12 protein-coding genes and 1 pseudogene are annotated in these 23,472 nt (G+C 40.3%); 9 read left to right on the top strand and 4 right to left on the bottom strand.

Annotated elements, in window-relative coordinates; genetic code table 11:
• Nucleotides 1-59: 59 nt before the first annotated feature.
• On the top strand, nucleotides 60-875 hold the full coding sequence (locus Q4600_RS11130) for a methyltransferase domain-containing protein (protein WP_303516251.1): 816 nt from the start codon (nucleotides 60-62) through the stop codon (nucleotides 873-875).
• A 16-nt stretch (nucleotides 876-891) separates the two neighbouring features.
• Entirely contained in the window at nucleotides 892-1,566 is a 675-nt protein-coding gene (gene bioD / locus Q4600_RS11125; RefSeq protein ID WP_303516281.1) for a dethiobiotin synthase, read from the top strand.
• Between the two features lie 316 nt (nucleotides 1,567-1,882).
• Here bioD and Q4600_RS21190 read toward each other — a convergent pair.
• A pseudogene (locus Q4600_RS21190) lies at nucleotides 1,883-2,005 on the bottom strand (tyrosine-type recombinase/integrase); the annotation flags it as partial.
• Between the two features lie 1,220 nt (nucleotides 2,006-3,225).
• Here Q4600_RS21190 and Q4600_RS11115 point away from each other — a divergent pair.
• From Q4600_RS11115 to Q4600_RS11085, 7 genes are all read left to right on the top strand, one after another.
• Nucleotides 3,226-4,197, top strand: a complete 972-nt coding sequence (locus Q4600_RS11115; RefSeq protein WP_241906423.1) for a polysaccharide lyase family 7 protein — start codon at nucleotides 3,226-3,228, stop codon at nucleotides 4,195-4,197.
• Between the two features lie 311 nt (nucleotides 4,198-4,508).
• A complete protein-coding gene (locus tag Q4600_RS11110; RefSeq protein WP_248955381.1) occupies nucleotides 4,509-7,547 on the top strand; it encodes a TonB-dependent receptor in 3,039 nt (1,012 codons plus the stop codon).
• A gap of 65 nt (nucleotides 7,548-7,612) precedes the next feature.
• Nucleotides 7,613-11,200, top strand: coding sequence for a VCBS domain-containing protein (locus Q4600_RS11105; RefSeq protein WP_303516248.1), 3,588 nt, complete (start codon nucleotides 7,613-7,615; stop codon nucleotides 11,198-11,200).
• A 273-nt stretch (nucleotides 11,201-11,473) separates the two neighbouring features.
• Nucleotides 11,474-11,692, top strand: coding sequence for a hypothetical protein (locus tag Q4600_RS11100; protein WP_303516247.1), 219 nt, complete (start codon nucleotides 11,474-11,476; stop codon nucleotides 11,690-11,692).
• A 330-nt stretch (nucleotides 11,693-12,022) separates the two neighbouring features.
• A complete protein-coding gene (locus Q4600_RS11095) occupies nucleotides 12,023-13,246 on the top strand; it encodes an efflux RND transporter periplasmic adaptor subunit (RefSeq protein WP_303516245.1) in 1,224 nt (407 codons plus the stop codon).
• Entirely contained in the window at nucleotides 13,246-16,395 is a 3,150-nt protein-coding gene (locus Q4600_RS11090) for an efflux RND transporter permease subunit (protein ID WP_248955377.1), read from the top strand. Before Q4600_RS11095 ends, Q4600_RS11090 begins: the two co-directional genes overlap by 1 nt.
• The gene (locus Q4600_RS11085) at nucleotides 16,388-17,905 is read left to right on the top strand and encodes an efflux transporter outer membrane subunit (RefSeq protein ID WP_303516242.1); all 1,518 of its coding nucleotides are present in this window, start codon (nucleotides 16,388-16,390) and stop codon (nucleotides 17,903-17,905) included. The genes Q4600_RS11090 and Q4600_RS11085 overlap by 8 nt, the downstream gene beginning before the upstream one ends.
• A 68-nt stretch (nucleotides 17,906-17,973) precedes the next feature.
• Here the strand turns inward: Q4600_RS11085 and Q4600_RS11080 are convergent, their stop codons facing one another.
• The 3 genes from Q4600_RS11080 to Q4600_RS11070 form a co-directional block, all read right to left on the bottom strand.
• The gene (locus Q4600_RS11080; protein ID WP_303516241.1) at nucleotides 17,974-19,149 is read right to left on the bottom strand and encodes a hypothetical protein; all 1,176 of its coding nucleotides are present in this window, start codon (nucleotides 19,147-19,149) and stop codon (nucleotides 17,974-17,976) included.
• Entirely contained in the window at nucleotides 19,149-21,134 is a 1,986-nt protein-coding gene (locus tag Q4600_RS11075; protein WP_303516240.1) for an FAD-dependent oxidoreductase, read from the bottom strand. Before Q4600_RS11075 ends, Q4600_RS11080 begins: the two co-directional genes overlap by 1 nt.
• 96 nt (nucleotides 21,135-21,230) lie before the next feature.
• A complete protein-coding gene (locus Q4600_RS11070) occupies nucleotides 21,231-22,982 on the bottom strand; it encodes a sulfatase (protein WP_303516238.1) in 1,752 nt (583 codons plus the stop codon).
• Between the last annotated feature and the right edge of the window lie 490 nt (nucleotides 22,983-23,472).

Raw genomic sequence — 23,472 nt, 5'->3', positions numbered from 1 at the left:
AGCATACTTTTATGATATAAGCATACTTTTATGATAAATGTATCGTTTCGAGAGCGTGAATGAACTCAAATAACCCTGTGGCAGTGAAGTTTTCTCAGGCAGCGACAACTTATAAACAACATGATGTGTTGCAGCGGATCACCGCTGAAAAACTATTAAGCAAAGCGGCGCTTAAAGGCAGTCTTGTTGATATTGGTTGCGGTCCTGGCACTGATTTCACTGCGTACGGACAAGACATTACCAAAGTGACCGCGGTGGATTTATCAGAGCAAATGCTGGCAGTAGTAAACCAGTCTTTTCCTTCATATCTTACCTTGTGCGCCGATGCTGCTAACCTACCTTTATCTCAGCAACAATTTGATGGGCTATATTCAAATCTAGTATTGCAATGGTGCGGTGACTTAACGGCAGTATTTAACGAGTTTCATCGAGTCGTTAAACCTAAAGCCACGTGTTTTATCAGTATTGTTACCAGTGGCAGTTTACCTGAGCTTGAAACATTGGGGTTAGGGCACAACGCTTTTCGAACCGTTGAACAAATAACAGCAGCAATCGATAGCCAATATTGGCAAGTTGATTCAGTTAATGAATGCAGTGAATCGCTCTATTTTAATGATTTACGAACAATGCTTTATTCAATAAAAGGTGTTGGTGCTTCGGTAAAATCTCACCAAGAAAACTTGCATAGCTGCTGCTCAGATAAAAGCGGCTCAAATAAAAGTCGCTCGCATACAAGCCGCACAGGATTAGAAAAGGTATCACTTCGTGGCCGTAAGGATTGGTTAGCATTAAAGCAACATGCTGAAACGATGCGACAGGCAGAAGGTATTCCACTGACATATCAAATTACCTATTTGCAGTTAACAAAAAAATAGAAGGTTTATTGCAATGATTTATTTCATCACAGGCACTGATACCGATAGCGGTAAAACCTTAGTGTCGTCAGCATTATTACATGCGGCAGAAGGCACTAAAATTGGTGTTAAACCCATCGCTTCTGGTTGTGAACAAACCGAAAACGGCCTGAGAAATAGCGATGCCTTGGCACTAATTGCAGAGTCAAATATCAAGCTTGATTATCAGCAAATCAACCCCGTTGCATTTAAGCCAGCTATTGCACCGCATATTGCGGCTAAGCAACAAGGGCTAGCGTTGACGGCACAAGGTGTAGTGGACTCCTTACCACTAACTGAGCTTGAAAAGGCTGATTTTGGATTAATCGAAGGCGCTGGTGGCTGGCGTTTACCGCTAGGCAATGGCGAGTACTTATCTGACAGTGTTAAATTGTTAGCAACACAACATCAAGTCGGTATTATTTTGGTGGTTGGCATGAAGTTAGGTTGCCTTAATCATGCTTTATTAACCCAAGAAGCGATATTGGCTGATGGATTAACCATCGTGGGGTGGGTTGCGAATCAAGTGGATCCTGACATGGCATATCAAGATGAAAACCTCGCGACGTTAACACAAATAATGACCTCTGAGTTTATGGGTTATGTTCCTCACTTATCTAACCCAACCGCAAAACAAGCTGCTCAATCTATTCGCTTTACTAGGGCCTGTTGATCTTTGCTGGTTAAGTTTTGTTCGAAATAAAAGCGTTTTAATCGAGGCGAATGAATTGATGCCTAGTCATCTAAGCACCTTTTATTCACAAAGATGCATTCAACAAAGAGTAAAACGCTTTTAGTCGAACCCTTTGGGCAGCGTTTGTTGGTCATTTTTACTGCGTTATCGACTTTTTATGTAGAATAACTACACCACAAAGTCTCTGCCTTGTACAAATGACCAACAATTCGCTGCAAAAATAACCTCGAAAGATCAACAGGCCCTAGCGCATTAAAAGTAAATCGCATTAAAAGTTAATCACTTTTTACATTTATTACTTTATATCCATAGGGCTTAAAACACCTGTTTGGTGTAAGCCTGCAACATGGGTATATATTTGGGTTGTTTTTACATCATTATGGCCAAGTAGTTCTTGTACGGTCCTTATATCATGCCCACCTTTGGGGTTACGTATGTGCACCTGCATCACCTGTGAATCGATGTCACCAACCTGAAGTGAAATAGCCTCACCGAGGCGCAATCCCATACTGTATAAGGTGTGAAAACACACTTGATATCGCAGCTTATGAGTAAGACTAATAACGATAGAGACTTCTGCGGGCGTAAGCATATCTGGCAGTCTATTGACTTGTGGCGGCTTAACAATATTAAGCCACTGCCAGTGCTGGTCAAGGACATATCGATAGACCTATTTACAAGTGATTGTGCAACCCATTACGGTCAAGTTTCACGGTGCTCCACGAATGTAAGGCAATCAAACTGGCAAAGTAGCGCTTCAAATCATCGATTGAAAGGTTATCAGGACATGCATCGAAATAAGCACTAATGCGCCTGACAGCGCAGCTTCGTTCAACAAGATCATTAATGATAAATCACAATCAATACGAATTATCGTACAGCTTATAATCTGCATATTAGTTCTGAACTGTAATCTCATTACACTATTTATTGGTAATACCTATATGAATAATTGGTAATAAACCTTTGTAAATTTGGGATACAGCTGAGTCACTGACTAACTTTGTTCTGTTATTTGGTAATGTTGTCATATCCATTGGTAGTGAATATAAAAACCATTCAACAATAACAGCTCGTTCCTCCTATAAGTTTCTGTTTATCATGTTCTTTTTATTTTGTGAAAAATGTGTCAAGCCAATGCGCTAGTCTTTTTTAATCCCTTGTTACTACCAATTCTGGTTTTTGGTAATGCTTGTGGCACTATTTTGGTTGACAATGATATGTTGTGTTGGTTATATTTTGTTTAACACAAAGTTACAGGTGTAAACAAGTTGTTAAGTGTGTGAGTGTTTTAGGTGGGTTGTGTGTGATTCTGTGCGTAACAATTAATCATAGCTCTTTGATCATATACAACAAAGAGTTCTGCTTATTTTTAAAACGAAATTAGATAAATTTTGGTGTTAATTAGAAGCAAAGTCTTACCTATTTTTATTACGTTTTTCAGGGTTAGTTAAGTTCATGTGTAGGTGCGTCACTTCATGCTGCGCATATAGGTATTCTAAGTAAGCTATGAAAATAGTTAAGCCGAACAATACACGATCATATTCAACAAAGAGATCGTAAATTATAAAGGATTCCAATATCAACACATATAAATCTTACCGACATATTCAAAAGAAAATGTGTGACGTTTTCGCTGTGCTAGTTTTTGCTTTAACTGTTTTTAGCGCATCACTCAATGCTCAGGAGATTGAGGAGAATACGCTTATTCCTAAGTCACACACTAGTCTTGCTGAAGGTGTTTTACTGGGGGATTTGTCAAAACTCGATCCGCTTAAAAAGCCAGGTGAAAATTTTGACTTACTCGATTGGTCGTTAACGTTGCCAACCGATCTCAACAAAGATAAAAAAGCTGATACCGTCTATGAGAAATCATTAGGTAAGGGCTTTAACTTAAAGCCATTTTTTTATACAGCAGATGATGGTGGTTTGGTATTCGCTTGCCCAAACGTAGGTGCCAAGACCTCAAAAAATACAAAATATGCGAGAACCGAACTACGCGAAATGCTACGTAGAGGTAATAGCAGAATAAAAACTCGTGGCCTGACTAAAAATAACTGGGTTTTCAGCAATGCGCATGGTTCGGCGAAAGCTAAGTCTGGGGGTGTTGAAGGCAGTTTGGAAGGGACGTTGGCAATAAACCGAGTATCTACCACAGGTGATAAAAAAAAGGTTGGACGCGTGGTCATCGGGCAAATTCACGCGACGGATGACGAACCTATTCGTTTATATTATCGAAAATTACCAGCCAACTCGAAAGGGGCTATTTATTTTGCCCATGAAATAAATGATGGTGATGATATTTGGATAAATATGATTGGCTCACGTTCACATACTTTGTCAGACCCTGATGACGGAATCGCCTTAAACGAAAAATTCTCTTATAAAATTTCCGTCGAAGATGAAGTGTTGTTCGTCACTATAATCAGGGAAGGTAAGCCTAATATTACTAAGTACTACGATATGAAAGATAGTGGTTACAGTGCTAGTAACCAGTATATGTACTTTAAAGCGGGTGTTTATAACCAAAACAATGGCGGCGCCGAAGGCGATTATGTGCAAGCCACTTTTTATCATATCCACAACATGCATAAAGGTTATAAGTTTTAGCGCATTTAACACATCAATTTAAAATTCGTAACTCGTAATTCGTAACTACAATTATTGGTTATATTTTTATTTAAATTAATAGGTTAAAACCTTTGTTTGGGTTTCGTCTGTTGAAATTAATATAACTCTAATTTAAATATAAGAATTTAATAGCAGTAACCTGATTGCAATAATAAATATAAGAATTTAATGGCAGTAATCTGCTTGCAATAATAAATATAAGACTTTAATGGCAGTAACCTGCTAGCAATAAAAAATATACCAATATATGGCATTAACATGCTTATTAAAATACTAAGGGGAAGTACGGTATGTCGACGAAAATAAGTAAAAAAACAAAACCCATCCATAAAATAGGGAAGTTCAAGCTTTCACCTATAGCAAAATGGATGAAGCTTGCTGCATTTACTTCTTTAACCAGTTCTTTTGCATTTTCGGCAATAGCACAAGAAGCAGAAACTGAAAATCTAGATAAAGTTGATGATGATATAGAAGTTGTTGTAGTTACTGGTACACGTAGAACAATTCAAGACCAAATTGCAATAAAGCGTGAATCTACCACGGTTGTTGACGGTTTATCTGCTTCAGATATTGGTGATTTACCTGCACTTTCAATTGGTGAGGCGCTAGAAACATTAACGGGTGCATCATCTCACCGTGAAAATGGTGGTGCTACTGAAATCAGTATTCGTGGTTTAGGCCCATTCTTAAGTGCCACTAACATCAATGGCCGTGAAGCGACCAATGGTAGTGGTGACCGTTCAGTTAACTTTTCTCAGTTCCCATCAGAGTTGATGCAGAAAGTAGCTATTTATAAAACACAAGACGCTTCCATGATTGAAGGTGGTGTTGCCGGTGTTATTACCCTGGAGACACTTAAGCCTTTAGATTTTGGTAAGCAACGTTTTCAGGCTGAAGTAAAAGCTAACTACAACCCAGACCAAGCAAACGTTGACAATTCACTTCAAGATGATTTGGGCTACCGTGGAACACTAAGTTATGTTGATCAATTTGAGTTTGATAACGGCCAAGCATTTGGTTTAAGTGTGGGTTTTCAGCGTCAAGATATTAGCCAGCCAGAAGCTGAATATAGAAGCTCAAGCCCAACGGGTTCATCTTTGTGGGCATGTTTGAATGATCCAACCGATACCAATACTGGCTTTTTCCGCAGTGAAGCGGGCGATTGTGAAGATGAAATTGTTGGCTCGAATAACCAAGGTTATAATAATGAAATTGATCCAGAAACCGGTCTTGCAGTAGATGATGGCAGAGAATACGCATGGACTGGCTCAAGCCGAAGCTTCCGTCAAAATGAAACATCTGATGAAAGAGATGCTTTATTCTTTGCTCTACAATACCAACCCTCAAATAAATGGGATATCAATTTTGACGCGCAAATTTCAGATCGTACCCAAGCAGAAGCGCGTCATGATTTAATTTTCTTACAAAAGCGCGTTACACCGGGTGTAACGGGACAAAATCTGATCACAAACGATGTTGGCGGTATTCTACATTGGGAAGGTGAAGAACGTATCGAATCTGCGGGCGAGCAATTTTCGCGTGAAGAAAATTATCGTGGATATGGCTTGAACGTTGAACATTTTTTCTCTGATGATCTAAAGATTAGTCTTGACCTTGGCTATTCTAAAACTAGCCGTGAAGAACTACAAATAACAAACCGAGGAAGAACGAGCTCTCGTCCTTTCTTTTCTTGGGATTTAGGTGAACATATTCCTCATTTCACAGTTACTGATTTTGATGTGACTGATATTTCCAATTTTACTGACAGCCTTCGTACTCGTATCGACAGAGAAAATGTCCGCGACAACGAAATTATGGGTGCACGCCTTGATATTGATTATATTCTAGACGGTGATTTTTTCAGTAGCGTTCAAGCTGGCGTTCGCGTTTCTGAGCTAACATTTGTTCAATTTGGTGGCACGAACGGTAATGGCTCAAGAACTACATTTAATTTAGATGAATCTGCAACATCGGCCATCGACGTACTTGAAGGTTGCCAAATAGCCTTCCCTGAGACTGATTTTTTATCTAGTGTTTCTGACGGTGATATTATCACCCATGTTGACAGTTCAGGTAATGTTGTAGAAAGCGGTACAGGCGCTTCGTGGGCAACTTACAATAACGAGTGTTTCTCTCAAGCAGTAGCAGCATCACAAGGCGGCGAATTCGCATACCCAGAGGTTACATACGAGAATGCGGGTACTATTGACGTAACAGAAGAAACTATCTCTGCTTACGCCATGCTTAATTACGACACTGAAATGTTTGGTAAATTTATTCGTGGTAACTTTGGTGTTCGTGTAGTGAACTCTGACATTACCTCTATTGGCTTTAGAGAAGGTTTCGACGTTGTCACTGATCCGGCGACAGGTATCGTCGAATTAGTACCAGACGGAAGTATTGAAAAGATTGTTGGTGGTGGTGATTACACTGAAGTACTACCAAGCTTTAACTTAGTCGTTGATTATAGTGACGATATTCTCCTAAGGGCCGGTATTTACCGAGGTATGTCACGTGCAGATCCGTCTGATCTAGGTTATAGCCGCACATTCGTAACCGATGACTCGGATGACCCTGAATCAGTTGAAGATTTGTTGGTTGGTGTTAATGGTTCAGGTAATCCTGATCTTCAACCATTAATGTCATGGAACTATGACGCTGCTTTTGAATGGTATCCAAGCGATGACTCTATGGTAGCGTTAGGTGTTTACTACAAGCAATTCAATGGCGGTTACCAACAGCAAACACAGTTAGAGAATTTTATCGTTGACGGTGTGGAAGTTTCTTTACCTATTACTAATTCAGTCACTACTGACGAAAATAGTGACCTTTATGGTTTTGAAGCGACATTCTCCTATCGTTGGGACTTAGGCATTGGTGTGAAGCTTGGTTATAACTATGCAGATACAACCTATGAGTTTGAAGATAGTAACTACGGTAGTACCTTTACTACTGATTTAGATGGTGTTGCTATTCAGGATACCGTAGGTATTGTTCCTCCTGCCTCAGTACCTGGGTTTTCTGAACATGTATTCAATGGACAGATTTACTATCAAATAGGCGGTTTTGATACTGCTCTTATCTACAAGTATCGTAGTGAATACTTCCAACCATACACTTCTAACGGCACAAGACTGCGTTATGTTGATGAGGCAGGTATTTGGGAAGCTCGTGCTGCTTACAAAATCAATCAACACGTTCGTATTAAAGTTTCAGCAATTAACTTGTTCAGTGAGCCTCGCAGTGATGACTTCTATACCCAAGGTAACTTAGGTCAAGTAAGTGATTACGGTCCTCGCCTGTTTGCAGGTGTCAGCTTTAAGTACTAGCCAAGTCTAGTACTTAAATAAAACAAGCTAAATTTGGAAAAAGAATCTTTTTTGGAGTCATAAAAATGAATAATAAATCCTTTATACCGCTCATCATTGCGACAGGTCTATTAGGTTGTGGCGGTGATGACGGTGCTGAACTAGATGGAAATACTCGCGGTAGTATAGCAATAACCGGAAGCAATTTTATCGCTGGCGAAACAATCTCTGCAGCAGCTACTGATGCTGACGGAATTATAGCTGATACACTTACTTACGTATGGTCAACAGGTGTTATTGGTACATCCATCACCATTACTGAAGCCGATGAAGGTTCAGTCATTTCTGTTTCTGCTAATTATACTGATGAGGCAGGTTTTACCGAAGGTGTTGGTGCATCTACACCTACTATCAATCCAACCTTAAATGTTTCTGCTAGCATTATTAAGGGCCCTATTGATGGTGCAACTTGTGACATATTTGAAGTTGATGATAGTGGTGCAGCGGTTCTTCCTGCACAAGCTGCTGCAACCTCTGATGTTTCAGGTGGTGTTACATTTAGCGACGTACACTTCGAAGGTACAGGTTTAATTGCATGTACTGGCGGTACTTATACGGACGAATCAACAGGTTTAACCTTAGATGCTCCTCAACTAAGATCTGTAGTGAATGTAGTTGAAAATATAGTAGAGACTGATGCAGCGGGTCTGGAAACTATACTACCACCACCTACCTATGTTGTTTCTCCTTTAACCGAAATGGCTGTTCAAAACGCGGGTAGTGATTTAAACCAGTTTGCTGACGAAGCTAAAATAATTAATGCTCGTTTTGGTATTCGTTTTGATACAACAGAAGTGCTTCCTACTTTAGTTGGTACTGTTGAACTTGGCGCTGATGGTGCTGAAGATGCTGATAGATATGGTTCTGTGCTAGCGCTACTATCACAAGTTGATGCAGACAACGCAGACGCAGATTTATCTACCGTTATGCAAGATCTTGCAAGTGACGTCGCTGATGGTTCTTTTTCTGAAGAGTCTTTAGTGACACTTGAGACAGCACAAATTAATTTGCAAACGACTTCACAAGTCGCTAGTTCTGTTGATGAGGCGTTACTTGACGTCATTGGCGCGTCTGTGGGTTATAACAATGACCCTGTTGCTGCAATCATCGAAGGAGAATTAGGTGGTACTGTTCAACATACTACTACGGATCCATTAACTGGTTCATTAACCATTATTGATCCAAACTTTCAAGAAGATGCTTTTGTTGCGCAAACTGATGTAGCACTTGATTATGGTACATTTAGTATCAGCGCTGACGGAAGCTGGTCGTATACAGTTAATACTGCAAACGAAACAGTGGCTAGCCTTGAGTTAGGTAATTCTGTAAGAGATTCAATCACTATCGCTTCTATTGACGGTACCACTGCTTACATTGATATTCGTGTAGCTTCGCTTACTCAGGTTGTAAAAATAAGCGATACAGGCGGCGATACGGGTGAGCTTAGATTTAGCGTTGATAACCTTCGTCAAGGTAAACTAAGTGCTTCTTTCACTAAAGAGGTTGCGCTTGGTAGTGATGGAAATATTAAAGATGCTTATATTACGCTTTATGGTTCTTCTGGTAGTTCTAGTGAAGCGTTAATGGATTTACGTATTCAAGGAACTCAAACTGGAGACGACGGCACTATAATTGATCCACGTTTCTTTGTTCGAAATACTGACAGTGACGCTTACCCTGGAAATTTAATCACTGCACCATTTGTTGAAGACCAGTTTTATGATGTAGAAATCACATGGGACTTAGACGAAACGGAACAAATCACCGTGACTATTGATGGTGAAGTGATTGGTGGCGGTTCTTTCTCTACTGCAGCGGTTGTTGACTCTGATTATACTGGCTTAGACCAGTGGTTCGCTGATGGTGTGAAAGCTATCCAATTTAGATTCGGTGATAATGATAGAACGATTCCTTTTGGTTCTTTTTATGTTGATAACATCGAGGTCTTCTCTGATACCGCTGGCACAACTAGTATATTTTCAGATGACTTTGAAGTTTATGATGCAGGCGAAACTTTAGATGGTACAGGCAGCAAGTATGGCGTAGCTATTTACTCAGAAGTTATCGTATTTGATGCTGGTGACGGCACAGTAGAAAATACGCCAGCGGCATTTTTTGATTTAGTAGGAAGAATTGCGGCTGATGAGGCAACGTTAACAGGCGCTGTAAGTATACTTGACCCAGATGTTGGCGAAGATTCTATTGTTCAGTCAACCTTAACGGGTATGTACGGTACATTAGAAATTTTAGATGATGGTTCATGGACTTATACCCTTGATACCACGGATCCCACTATTGCTGCGCTTGTTGTGGGTGAAAGTGAAATTGATACCTTTACCATTGAATCAGTTGATGGCACTACCGCTGAATTTACTATCACAATTACAGGTACAGTTGTTGTTGCTACTGGAGATAATAATGTCGCTAGAATGGCTGATACAACAACAGATGCTGATGCTGAATTACGTTTAACAACGGCCCCACTTGCTGAAGGCTCTATTTCTGCAACCATTAAGCGAAAAGCTATTGATGGCTTTACTCCTACAACAGGTGTTGGTGAAAGCAATACCGTTTACATTAGTATTTACGGTGGCTCTGCTTCTTCAAGTAACTTAACGGGTGAAGTTGCCTTTAGTAATGATGGCGTTGTTCAATATCGCGATGCAGATAAAAAGCAACAAACTATTGGAGACTTAACCTATACTGATGGTACTGATATTGATGTAGTTATTGAGTGGACTGCGACAGGTTATTCAGTGTCAATTGATGGTGGTTCTACGTTCTTTGGTCCTTATGTTGCAATTAAAACGGGGACAGCAACAGAAACGTACCAAGTCCGTATTGGTACCTCGGATAAAGAATCATCAAGAGAATTACTCGCTGATGATATCGTCATTGCTGATGATACAGACTCGGCAGTTCTGTCTGAAGACTTCGAGACATTTGCTGAGGGTGAAGATTTAAGCACGACTTACTCAAACTCTGCTGAAGCAACCGTTAAAACCATAGCGGGAACTAGTGTAAATAAAATTGCCAGAATGGCAGACACAACAACAGATGCTGATGCTGAATTACGCTTAACAACGGCGGCACTTGCTGAAGGCTCTATTTCTGCAACCATTAAGCGACAAGCTATTGATGGCTTTACTCCTACAACAGGTGTTGGTGAAAGCAATACCGTTTACATTAGTATTTACGGTGGCTCTGCTTCTTCAAGTAACTTAACGGGTGAAGTTGCCTTTAGTAATGATGGCGTTGTTCAATATCGCGATGCAGATAAAAAGCAACAAACTATTGGAGACTTAACCTATACTGATGGTACTGATATTGATGTAGTTATTGAGTGGACTGCGACAGGTTATTCAGTGTCAATTGATGGTGGTTCTACGTTCTTTGGTCCTTATGTTGCAATTAAAACGGGGACAGCAACAGAAACGTACCAAGTCCGTATTGGTACCTCGGATAAAGAATCATCAAAAGAATTACTCGCTGATGATATCCTGATTGATGATGCAACAGATACGTCGGTTTTATCTGAGGACTTCGAAAGTTATGCTGTGGGTTACGATCTCAGTACGACTTACTCTGGTTCTGCTGAAGCAACTGTGCAATAAGGCTAATCAAGTTGCAGTTGTAAATTAATTTTTTAAACAATGTGTTAAAAATGCCGCTTATTGATAGCGGCATTTTTTGTTCTTATTTTGTAGACCAGTACATGTTGACTTTAATGAGTGTGCAAAACTTATCGATAAAGTTGAAATGGAACGATTGTTCAAAGATTTTTTATGTAAGTAATATTCATCATTAACGAGATTTTAAAGTGATGTAATTCAGTTATCATCTCCAGTTGTTTGTTGAGATGTTTTAAAAACATTAGAGGAGAACGTATGTTGTTAAAGTTTGATGTGTTTGGAAAAGCTATGTCAGTTAAAAGAATAGACAATGAATGGCATTTATTTATAGACTCAAATACTGGGTTACGCACTCGGGTATATGATGTTGTGATCCCGAGTGAATTATCAGAACATGAGCTTGCTCGGTATTTAGGCGACATCTTTCACGAAAGTGCCAGAGACGATAAAACTGACGTGACTCGACTGAACTGAACTAGTCGTTTTGTTTTGAGAATATGCCTCAACTGCGAACCTATTATAATAAACTTCATTGCGCTAACTAACTCTACGGCTTAAGCATATTTACCTTGGATAAATGATGCTTCTAGCCAGTAGCATTATTTTATTCTTCCATTGTAGACAAAGTCGCTAACTACCTGTGCTTGCTGTAAAAACTAATCCTATCCATTCCTTGATGTGTTAGATAATTGAACTTACACTGTTATAAAAGTGTAACTGTAACCTCTTGCTGTTTTATTGTGTTTTTATGGACAAAAAGCAAGTAATGGATTAGCACTCACCATCAAGGATTTAGGGATAGCTATGGCATCGTTTTTCACTCCTCCAACATTTTCACTCGCAGTTATTATTACAGCAGCATCTTTATCGGGCTGTGAAAAGCCAGCTCCTCAAATAACCCCTAAATTAGTGGTAGTAGAGCAAGTGAATACCGCGACTGTGCCTTTATATGGTAATTATGTCGGGGTAACGAAAGCTTCTTTAGATGTCGAGGTTAGAGCTCGTGTTGACGGTTTTGTAGAAGGAAAAAGCTTCATTGAAGGCAGCGCTGTGAAAGAAGGTGCGCTGTTATATTCCATCGATAATAGACCTTATCTTGCTGTGGTTAATAGATTAAAAGCTAATGTTGAGTCGCAACAATCAGTGCTAGATAAATCTAAACGTGATGTTGAGCGGTTAAAGCCTCTTTATGAGCAAGATGCCACCAGTCAGCTAGATTTTGATAATGCGATATCGATATTGTCACAAGCAAGATCAAGTTTAGCAGCCAGTAAAGCTGAATTAGAAGAAGCTGAACTTGAACTCAGTTATACCGAAATCCGCTCGCCAATATCTGGGCTTGTTAGTCGTTCTGAAGTGGATATTGGCGCGTTAGTCGGTAGCAGCGGCCAGTCATTATTGACTCGCGTAAAACAAGTCAATCCAATTTATGTGACGTTTAATATGTCGGCGCTGGATTACCTTAATGCTCGCCGTCGTATGACCAGTTATTCTGCACAGCAAGAAGCAGAAGCTGAAGGTAAAGCAGTTGAGGGTTTTGTGAGAATTACACTGCCTGATAATAGTCAATACCGTTTTTTAGGCGATGTTGGTTTTACTGATCCTTCAGTCAACCCAGAAACCGGTACATTCCAAGTCAGAGCCGAATTACCCAACCCTGATAGAGAGTTGCTTCCGGGCCAATATACTAATGTGCGCATTAAACTCAATGAAGTGAATAATGCCATCGTCATCCCTCAAAAAGCCACGCAAGTGGAGCAGGGCGGTGTCTACGTGATGGTCGTCCTACCAGACAATAAAGTGGAACGTCGATTTATTGTCATTGAGCATCAAGGCGAAATGGGCGTTGTGGTTAAAAGTGGCTTAAAAGCAGGGGAGTTAGTGATTGTTGAAGGCATGCACCGTGTTCGCCATGGTCAATTAGCTGAGCCATTAACAGCAGAGGAATATCATAAGAAAGAAGATGTGATTCTTAAAGAACAGGCGCTTAAGCTGCAGGAGTTAGAACAAGAGCAGGAGCAAAACTGATGGCTCAGTTCTTTGTTAATCGACCTGTTTATGCTTGCGTGATTTCAATTGTTATCGTGTTACTTGGGCTTATTGCCATGTTTCAGCTACCAATTGATCAGTATCCCTACATTACGCCGCCGCAAGTCAAAGTATCAGCGTCATACCCCGGAGCAACATCAACCACTGCAGCAGAATCTGTCGCAACGCCGCTTGAACAAGAGCTAAACGGCTTGCCGAATATGATTTACATGAGTTCAAAAAGCACCAACTCAGGTAGTGCCAATGTCACCATTACTTTTGACGTGGGGACTAATCCCGACCTTGCAGCTGTTGATGTACAAAACTCAACGCAACAAGCTACAGGAAGTTTGCCGATTGACGTACAAACCGAAGGTGTTTCGGTTTCTAAAGAAGCTTCAGTTGAGTTATTAAAGCTTGCACTAACGTCAAGTGATGAACGCTTTGATGAAATTTATCTCAGTAACTACGGCACCATTAATATTGAATCAGCACTGAAGCGGATCCCAGGTGTTGGCCGAGTGAGAAACACAGGTGCAAGAAGTTACTCAATGCGAGTATGGCTAAGGCCTGACATGATGGCTGGCTACAGTTTAACAACTGCCGATGTGATAAGTGCAATCAAAGCGCAAAATAAAGAATCACCAGCTGGCTCTATTGGCTCACAACCTAACAGTGACTCACTTAGCATGACATTGCCGATTACTGCGGCAGGTCGTATGAGCAGTGTGCCGCAATTTAAAGAAATCATTGTGCGAGCAAATAACGATGGTTCAATTATCCGTTTACGTGATATTGCTCAAATCGAATTAGGCTCCTCATCTTACACATTACAATCGCAGTTAAATGGCGCTAATGCGACCATTTTACAGGTGTACTTATTACCGGGTGCCAATGCGTTAGAAGTGACAAAAAACGTAAAAGCAGAAATGGCAAAGCTGGCAGAAAAATTCCCCCAAGGCATGAACTGGGAAGTCTTTTTTGATGCATCTGTGTTTATCGAAAACTCAATAGATGAAGTGGTTAAGACACTGGTAGAAGCGCTGATTTTAGTGATTCTAGTGGTGTTTTTATTTTTACAAAATGTCCGCGCAACATTGATTCCAGCTATTGCGGTGCCTGTTTCTTTGATTGGTACGTTAGCAGCGATGTTAGCGTTTGGCTTTACGATTAACACAGTGAGTTTACTGGCATTAGTGCTTGCGATTGGTATCGTAGTTGATGATGCCATTGTGGTGGTTGAAAATGTTGAACGCTTAATGAATGAAAATGGTATGTCTTCTGTCGAAGCCACAAAAGTGGCAATGAAAGAGCTATCAGGAGCATTAGTTGCTACCAGTTTAGTGCTCGCCGCTGTATTTGTGCCAGTGTCATTTTTGTCAGGTATCACTGGCATTATGTACCGTGAGTTTGCGGTTGCGATTACCGTCGCAGTGCTCATTTCAACCGTCGTGGCGTTAACCCTGTCGCCTGCCTTATGTGCATTATTGCTAAAACCGGGTGATAAAGCCACGAGCGGCTTTTTCAAATGGATGAACGATAAACTGGATATCAGTACCAGCAAATACAGTGCTCTAGTCGCGCTGACCACAAAACATGCAAAGCGCAGTTATTTCTTGTTTGCATTAATGGTCGGTGGTGTTTATTTCATTATGTCGTCGCTGCCCTCAAGCTTTATGCCTGATGAAGATCAAGGCCGATTCTTTATTGATATGACCTTGCCAAATGGTGCAACGGTTAACCGCTCGCAAGCTGTGCTGAAAAAAGCTGAAGCTCATGTGTTATCCCATCCTGCAATTGCATATTCATTTACCTTAGCGGGCGAAAATAAACGCTCAGGTTCTAACCAGGCTAATGGTCAATTTGAAGTTATTTTAAAGCCTTGGGCGGACAGGGCTGAAAGTGATGCCACAGTACAAAAAGTGATGAAAGACATCCGTATTTCATTACATAAGGTGCTAGAAGCTGAATTTAATTTGTATTTACCTTCTGCTGTGCCTGGGCTTGGAAATGGCTCAGGTGTTGAGATGGAACTGCAAGATACATCAGGGACTAACTTTAAAGGGCTAATGGAAACGGCGGATGAACTGGTTGAAGCGTTAAAGTTACAACCTGAAATTGCCTCAGCAAGTTTGTCGTTGCAAAGTGCCATTCCGCAACTTCATTTAACTGTAGATGAAGCTAAGGCTATGGCCATTGGAGTGGATGTCGCAGATATTTATAGCACGATTAAAACCTTTACTGACTCCTCAACGGTGAATGATTTTAATTTGTTTGGCCGTGTTTATCGGGTAAAAGTGCAGGCTGAAGAGCAGTACCGTCAATTCCCTGAACAAATTAAAGATTACTACGTTCGATCTAATACTGGTGCGATGGTGCCTATTGGTGTGCTTGCTAAGTATGACTACACCGTTGGACCAGCTTCAGTAACCCATTATAACTTGTTCAGTAGCGCCTCTGTTAACGCAACGCCAGCACAAGGCTACGCATCGGGTGATGTAATTAAAGCCATTGAGCGGGTGGCTAAACCTATGCTACCGAATGAGTTCAGCTACGAGTGGACAGGTATTACTTATCAGGAAGTGCAATCAGCAAACCAAACCAGCATTGCCGTATCGTTGGCTATGGTGTTTGTATTCTTATTTTTAGCCGCGCTTTATGAGAGTTGGACGATTCCTATAGCAGTGTTGTTAATAGCACCGATTGCGATGTTAGGCGCTTCATTAGGCACCTTGATAAGCGGCATGGAAAGTAACTTATTTTTCCAAGTGGCCTTTATTGCCTTGATTGGTATGGCGGCTAAAAATTCAATCTTAATTGTTGAGTTTGCTAATCAACTTCATAAAGAAGGTAAAAGTCGAGTGGATGCTGCATTAGAAGCCGCGACCATGCGTTTTAGACCTATCTTAATGACTTCGATGGCATTCATATTAGGCGTGTTACCGCTGGTGTTATCAGTAGGCCCGGGCGCTGTCAGTCGCCAAAGTATTTCTATTCCAATCCTATGCGGAATGGTATTTGCGACCAGTATCGGTATTGTGATGGTGCCGCTATTTTTTGTCACCACCGCAGGTTGGTTAAAGTCTAAAGTGTCAGAAGATAAACACATTAACAAGCTTACTGATGTAAAGGGGGCTGACAGTGTTTAAATTACTTGTGCAAAAAATATTTGTTCAAAACGGTCTTGTTCAGAAACCAGCTAGATCCTTTGTTCCACTTGGTTTAAGCATACTGCTAACAAGCTGTGCGATGGGGCCTGATTATCAACGCCCTGAGATGGAGCTGCCTGCCCAGTATCACGATGATTTAGCCCAAGAGCCACAGACGAATCTTGGTTTATCGAAATGGAAATCGTTTTATTTAGACCCAGACTTACAAATACTTATCTCGCATGCGTTATCGCAAAATTTAGATCTCGAATCAGTTCGTTCGCGTTTAATTGCCGCTCGTTCAAAGGTTACAGTAACAGGCGCTGCCCTATATCCATCACTAGGGCTTGAAGCTGGCGCTGAGCGCGCTATTGATAGTGCGATTACTAGCACAGATCCTGAGCATGGTAATGAGTTTAATCTTGCTGGCACGGTTTCGTGGGAATTAGATATTTGGGGAGCCAATAGACGTCGAAGTGAAGCTGAGTACGCAAACTTTTTGTCAGCACAAGATGCGTTAAATCTAGCGGTAATTAGTCTTATTAGTGATGTTGCTAGTCGATATTACGAGTGGCTTGATATTGAACAGCGTTATCAAATTGCATTAAATACCGTTGAGATTCGTTTAAAAGAGCGTGACTTATCGCGTTTGCGTAAAAAGAACGGGGTGATTTCAGGCTTACAAGTACGCCAAGCTGAAGTCGAATATCAAAGCGCGAAAGTGACCTTGCCAGATTTAGATTTTGAAAGGAAAGCCAAATCTAACCAGCTAAAAATATTACTTGGGGAATTTAATTATCCGTTAGAAGCTAAAACAGGTGGTGAGCTACTTGAAGATATAACGTTATTTCCCAATAGCTTTGTGGTTGGCGTGCCATCGCAAATGTTATCTCAACGGCCAGATGTAAAAGCAGCGGAACAAGCATTGATTGCAGCGAATGCGAATGTGGGTGTGGCTAAAACTGCATTTTTCCCACAATTTACCATTAGCGGCAGTTACGGCACTGAAACAGATGACCTCAGCAGCATTTTTGATAGCCAAGGACTAACATGGTCGCTGCTTGGTGGTATTACTGCGCCTATATTTAATGCTGGTAGTATTTCAGCTCAATACGAGATTGCGCAACAAGAATATAAACAGGCAAATCTTGCCTATCGCAGTACGGTACTAAGTGCCTATTTTGAAGTGAATGATGCGATGAATAGTTTCAGGCGCTCAGAACTCGCTATCGAGGCGCAGCAAGATTTAGTCGCTGCTTCGAAGGAATATACTCGTTTAGCCATGCTGAGATACCGAAATGGTGTTTCTAGCTCACTAGATTTAATGGATGCTCAGCGAAGCTTATTCAATGCCGAGCTAACCTTAAGCCAAGTGAGGCGTGACCGCTTGTTATCAATGATTACCCTTTATCGCTCGTTAGGCGGTGGTGTGTTAACAGAACAAGAATTGCTAGATGTTCATAATTTAAGTGAACTTGAATCAAGTGCAATTATTGGAAGCGAAAGTTAGCATGATTCATTCTTGATTGAGTTTGGAAGATTAGCGGAATAAGCTTTTAGTGCAAGTATGATTTATGACTATAGTTTCTCAGCATGTAATTGCTGAAATAAAGTCAACTTTTGTTGATGCTGAGTATGAGTCACATGATTAATTAGATAATAATACACGTTTCTTGCACTGATAAAATCTGCTTGTTGTAATGAGGGAATCAATGCTTGAATCAGCTGTGGACTCTGATTATTTTGCTTCTGCAATAGCTGCAGAAAGCTATGTAAAGATTGTGGGTCTTGCCAAGCGGATATTTGTTTCGCTAATGCTAATATTAACGTGCTATTTAGTTTAATTATTTCCTCTGATTCTAGTAGAGATTGCAATATTCTCAATCTGAGAGAGTGACTGCCATATAAAGTGAGTTCTGTAACCATTTTCTGGTACTGCGGCATTGCTAAATTCTTGGAGAACGCGATGATGTCATTTTCAAAACCTGACTGGTTTGTTAAAGCAAATTCAGTGACTGCTGCGATTGTTTTGTTATCTTGATATTGCTGGTAGGCTAGCTGTGAAATGGCAAATTGCTGTAACTCATTTTTTTCATGTTTGAGTAAGTTCAGCAGTTCCAACTGGTTAAGTTCACTGCCTGTAATATTGGCGACAATGCTGACTAGTTCACCTTGAGCAAAATGCCAAAGTGTATAACAAGTCCAAATTGCCCCTTCAATATAATCTTGTTTGTTAATGGCTACAGTAGCGCCTGTAACAGCATCTGCGCCGACAGTAGGCGCTGACCCGCTACTTGTCTTATTGATCAGTTCACTGGCTTTTAAATCTGCTAAGCCTGATTGCTTATTCGATAAGATACTTGTTAACTTTACGTAATCTTGCGGCTCAAAATCCTGTGCTTGGCCTTTTTCCAGTTTGAGGTTATCGGCCATAGTGTAATGGGTGAATTGACCTATTGCATCCCAATGTAAAGTCACAAGATCTGTCTTGCAAAGATCTTCGCCGCAAAAAACGGATATGACATTCATCGAATAGTTACGAGTTAACTCTTCTGGTAAGCCTGAAAAGCTTTTGCTCAAATCTGAGCTGCGAATTGATTCTGATGAGACATATAATATGTTACTTTCCGCTACGCTCGTTTTGCTACCTGGGTGAGTAAAGTTTACCGAAATACTGATTAACGGCTCAGGTTTACTACAAGCCGTTAAACATATAGTTAACAATAAAATAGATACTCGCCTTAAAATAGACATTAGCTATAAGCTCTTATTTCAAAAAGTTTTACTGTTGGTTTACCGTATGTTGATAGTATCTCTAGTTTTAACGCTGTAGCATTAACGGATGGGAAGTTGACTTTAATTAAGCGTGTTCGATTTTGTTTAATGCTAGCAACATCAATCCATTGACCTTTAACTCTAGCTTGAAGCTTTAAATCTTTAACCATTTCATCAGGCACGCTATTACTAAAGTATTGGTCATTCTTGGAATCTTTACGCATCATGATATTGCGTTTCACATTGGTGTCACATTTTATTTCAACTGTTGATATACCAACAGGCTTAGGCCATTCCAATTGTATATTGGCTGGCAAATGTCGAGATTGCCAGTGATTGATTTTATTGTCTATATCTCGTGAAATGCCATTTAATAGGAGACTGATATCTCCAGACAAGGTACTTGAAGCAAATAAAGTACTTTTACGTGCTAGATCATTCGGTGCTTTTGCTGGCCTTTTCGGAATAAAGACATCATCACGTAATAATTGCTCTTGTAATTCATTGATATGACTCTTCCCTAACTGCCTTGGGCTTACGTTCAACTTTTGACATAAATTTGCAGCGGTACCCACAGCTTGGCCCATAAGGGCACAAGTTGCCATGATACGAGAAGAGGCAAGTGCGATATGAGTTTGACTGATGTTTCTTCCTGCAAATAATAAGTTAGTTATTGTTCGTGAATATAAGCTTCTAAAAGGAATTTGGTAGACTTCATCAAAGTGAGCATGAAAGATAGTAGGTGCCATGTGGATGTTATCCATACCTCCTGGATTGTGCTCATCAATTCCCCAACCGCCAAATGCAACAGCATCCTCAAAGTGTCGTAGTTCAATTAAGTCTCGTTCATTATGTATATAGTCTCCTATAAAGCGCCGAGATTCACGCCTTGATGGCAATGAACCCACCCAATCTAGAGCGAGGTTTGCTGATTCAGGGAATTGACCAGAATTTTTAATATGATCCCAAACACCATGAAGGTAACCCATTAATTTGTGTCGATTAATCTCTTGCTCACCAACAATGTCATATTCACTACCGACTTCAACCCACCAAATACCTTCATCGTAAGCTGCAAATTTTCGGCGCTTATGGGCATTTTTAGCATCAAATTTGATCGCCCATGAAGGCGCGGTGTAGGGGGTTTCACGGCCCATGTCTTTCGCAGACATTAGTAATGATGCGCCCATTTGCCACCCATCTGCAACATCTGGGGCAAATTGTTCATTAAACTCAGATTTTCCTTCACGTCCAGTTCGATATTCTGCGCCAGCAGTAGCGGCCATAAGTCCATCGCCTGAGCAGTCGATAAAATATTGTGCGCTAATTAAATATTCAGTTTCCGTTGTGAGTTGCCAGCATCGAACCTGCTGAATTTGGTTATCCTTGACGATACTTGCTATAGCTTGGGTGTTTAACATCAATTCAATGTTAGGTTCTCGTATGACAAAGTCATACAAAACATGGTCCCAAACAGGAAATGATTCTTGTGGGTTTTCGAAACGATTATGCAATAATATTTCTTCAATGATACCAGTTTCACGCTCTGCAAGGCCTGAGTTTAAACGGTTGACGCCATTTAAGTGCACACGCATTTCACTTGAAGCATTGCCCCCTAAAACAGGCCTATCTTGTACCAGTACCACCTTAGAGCCTAATCTTGCTGCAGAGACGGCTGCACATATACCAGCGGCGCCACCGCCGATGACAACAATATCAGCACTAAGGCTGACATTTCGACTGGGCCGATTTAAATCTGTATTGTTATTCGTACCTAAGTTTAGCCATTTGTCTTTAGTGCGGTCTTGTTGATTGAATTGACTTTTGGACCCATCGGAGAGTGGTGTATTTGTATTTGAGTTTTTATTTTTATCAGCAGAGCCGATACCAATAGCCATTTGGCTAGCACTTGCTGGAAATACAGATGCTAGAGCTGCAGCTTTAAAAAAGCTTCTTCTTTTCATGTTTTAGTTCTTCCTTGTTAACAATTGAATTCAAAATCACTCAGTGAAACCAGCTAGTTAAAGGTGTAATACAATAGAAGCGATTATCTAGGCTGTTTAATGATCTTTATTAATAGTATCTACTGAATTGATGCGTCCCTTATTTTGTTCAATAGATGAGACAGAGCTATTCGGCCAGGTTTCCTTCAATTGAGCCAACAGAGCTGTTGTTAAATCTGGTTTTAACTCTGCAATATTGACTGTTTCATGAGGGTCTTGATGATGATCAAACACTTCTACAAAAAGTGGACTCAGCTGCGGATCTCTGTGGTCTTTCCAAGCGATAATGCGATATTGAGAGGTACGCATGGCATACCCCATAAGGAATTTCTCAAAAAGCTCTCTATTCCACTCATTTATTTTAGTAGCATGTTGGTTGTGTTTGAATTGATGCTGAATTTGAGTTTCTACTTGTTGTAATAATGGTCCGAAATAGGTTTCTCGCATGCCTTTTCGTAAAGGGTATGCTCCCCATTCACGTAGTGCAGGTGTTGGAAATTGGCTGAAAGCGGCTTGTTTCCAAATTTGATTAGGGTTTTCCAGTAAAGGCACCATACTTTTTCCTTGGGTGATAACGGGGGCTGAAAAACCTGCAAGCTCTGTTAATGTTGGATAAAGATCCACTAATTCAACTAATGCTTGTGAAGTGACTGATTTCGGATTTTTTCTGGTCTCAGGGGTAGATATTATTAACGGAACACGCGTTGCTGTTTCATAGTTACTGGCCTTACCCCAAATTCCCATTTCACCTATGTGATATCCATGATCGCTCCACAAGACAATTATGGTGTTTTGCATGATGTTTTGAGATTCTAAAGCTCTAATTAGCTTACCTATTTGTGCATCAACGTAACTCACCGATGCAAGGTAAGCATGTTTCAGTTCAATAGCTAATGTGTCATTAATAGGACCTTTTTTGGGGATGTTAGAAAAAGTTCTTAGCTCAAAGGAAGAGTGCAGTCCTACGCTAGCGCCATTCTTCGGAGGCGCTCTTAGCGTAGTTAATTCAATATCATGATTTTGATATAAGTCCCAAAATTTTTGTGGAGCAACCCATGGAAGGTGTGGTTTATTCAAACCAAAGCCGAAAAAAAATGGTTTATGTGATTGTTCTGTTAATTCTTGAATAGTCAAAATAGCTAACTGAGCATTGTAACCGTCTTTATATGCGGTATCCGCAACTTTTGCCTTTTCAAATGCTGGTCCACTTCCAAGCCCAAACTTGGCTTGCTCGCCATAACGCAGTTTCATAATTTTTTTATTGGCTATTTGCTGCTGTTGGTTAATGCTCAATGCGTAGCGTCTAGGTTTTGCTATTTGATTTGGAATGGTTTGAACCGCAGGCCAATTCCAAGAAAGTTTGTCATCTTTATCACCATGATGAAAAATTTTACCAACGTAACTTGTATTATATCCGTGGGCACTAAAGTGCTGGGGCAAAGTAATGATATCAGGATATTTATCACGAAATTTAATGTAGTTATGAATTACCCCTGTGGTATCAGGGCGCGTTCCTGTTAGTACACTTGCTCTTGAAGGACCGCATATTGCTTGCTGTGCATATGCTTGAGTAAATCGGACTCCTCCCTTTGCTATTGCATCAATGTTTGGAGTAATTGCGCCTGATCCCGCTTTCAAATCATCAATTGCGATGAATACAACATTAGGTTGGCTAAGATCGCTCTTATTTAAACCTGTAGGTTTAATACTAGAATCGAAGGTATTTGCTACAACAACAGAGGATAAACAACAGCACCCCCAAAGTATCGATATCACGACTTTGAGATTTATTTTTGTATATATAGCCACTTGGAGACCTTTCATTTATCTAATCACTTAAACATTGTATCTAAATAAACATATGATGTTATGTTATTTTTAAATTGGTCATTTTGTCAACTATCTCAGATGTTATTTGTCTATTTATTGCTAGGTCATGTTTATGCTCCTCAATGAAATAAGTGATTGAGGGAAGTTACAGGGTTTGGATTTTCGGTATGTACTTGGAGGTTATTCTCAATCAATGCTGAGTTTAAATTGTTCAGTCCGTCTATCTAATAGTTGGGATAATGTCTGCTTTGTTGGTCGTAGATTAATTCGATTCGACGTTCGTTCAGCACTTAATTTTTTCATTATTTAGGTTTGTTGTTGCAGTCGGACTTGATGCTGTTAAGCAATCATTGTGCTGCTTACATGTTTTAAATGAGGTTTTGTTGGTTTCTTGTTTGCAAAAGTTGGCTTCTTGTTTGCGAAAGTGGTTTTTTGATTGGGTTTTGAGTTAATAGTGTGTTTTTGTTTT

The organism is Shewanella sp. 2_MG-2023 (assembly GCF_030548905.1).
Lineage (GTDB): Bacteria > Pseudomonadota > Gammaproteobacteria > Enterobacterales > Shewanellaceae > Shewanella > Shewanella electrodiphila.
The sequence above is the reverse complement of the archived record's forward strand: the minus strand, read 5'-3'. Positions and strand labels throughout refer to the sequence as shown.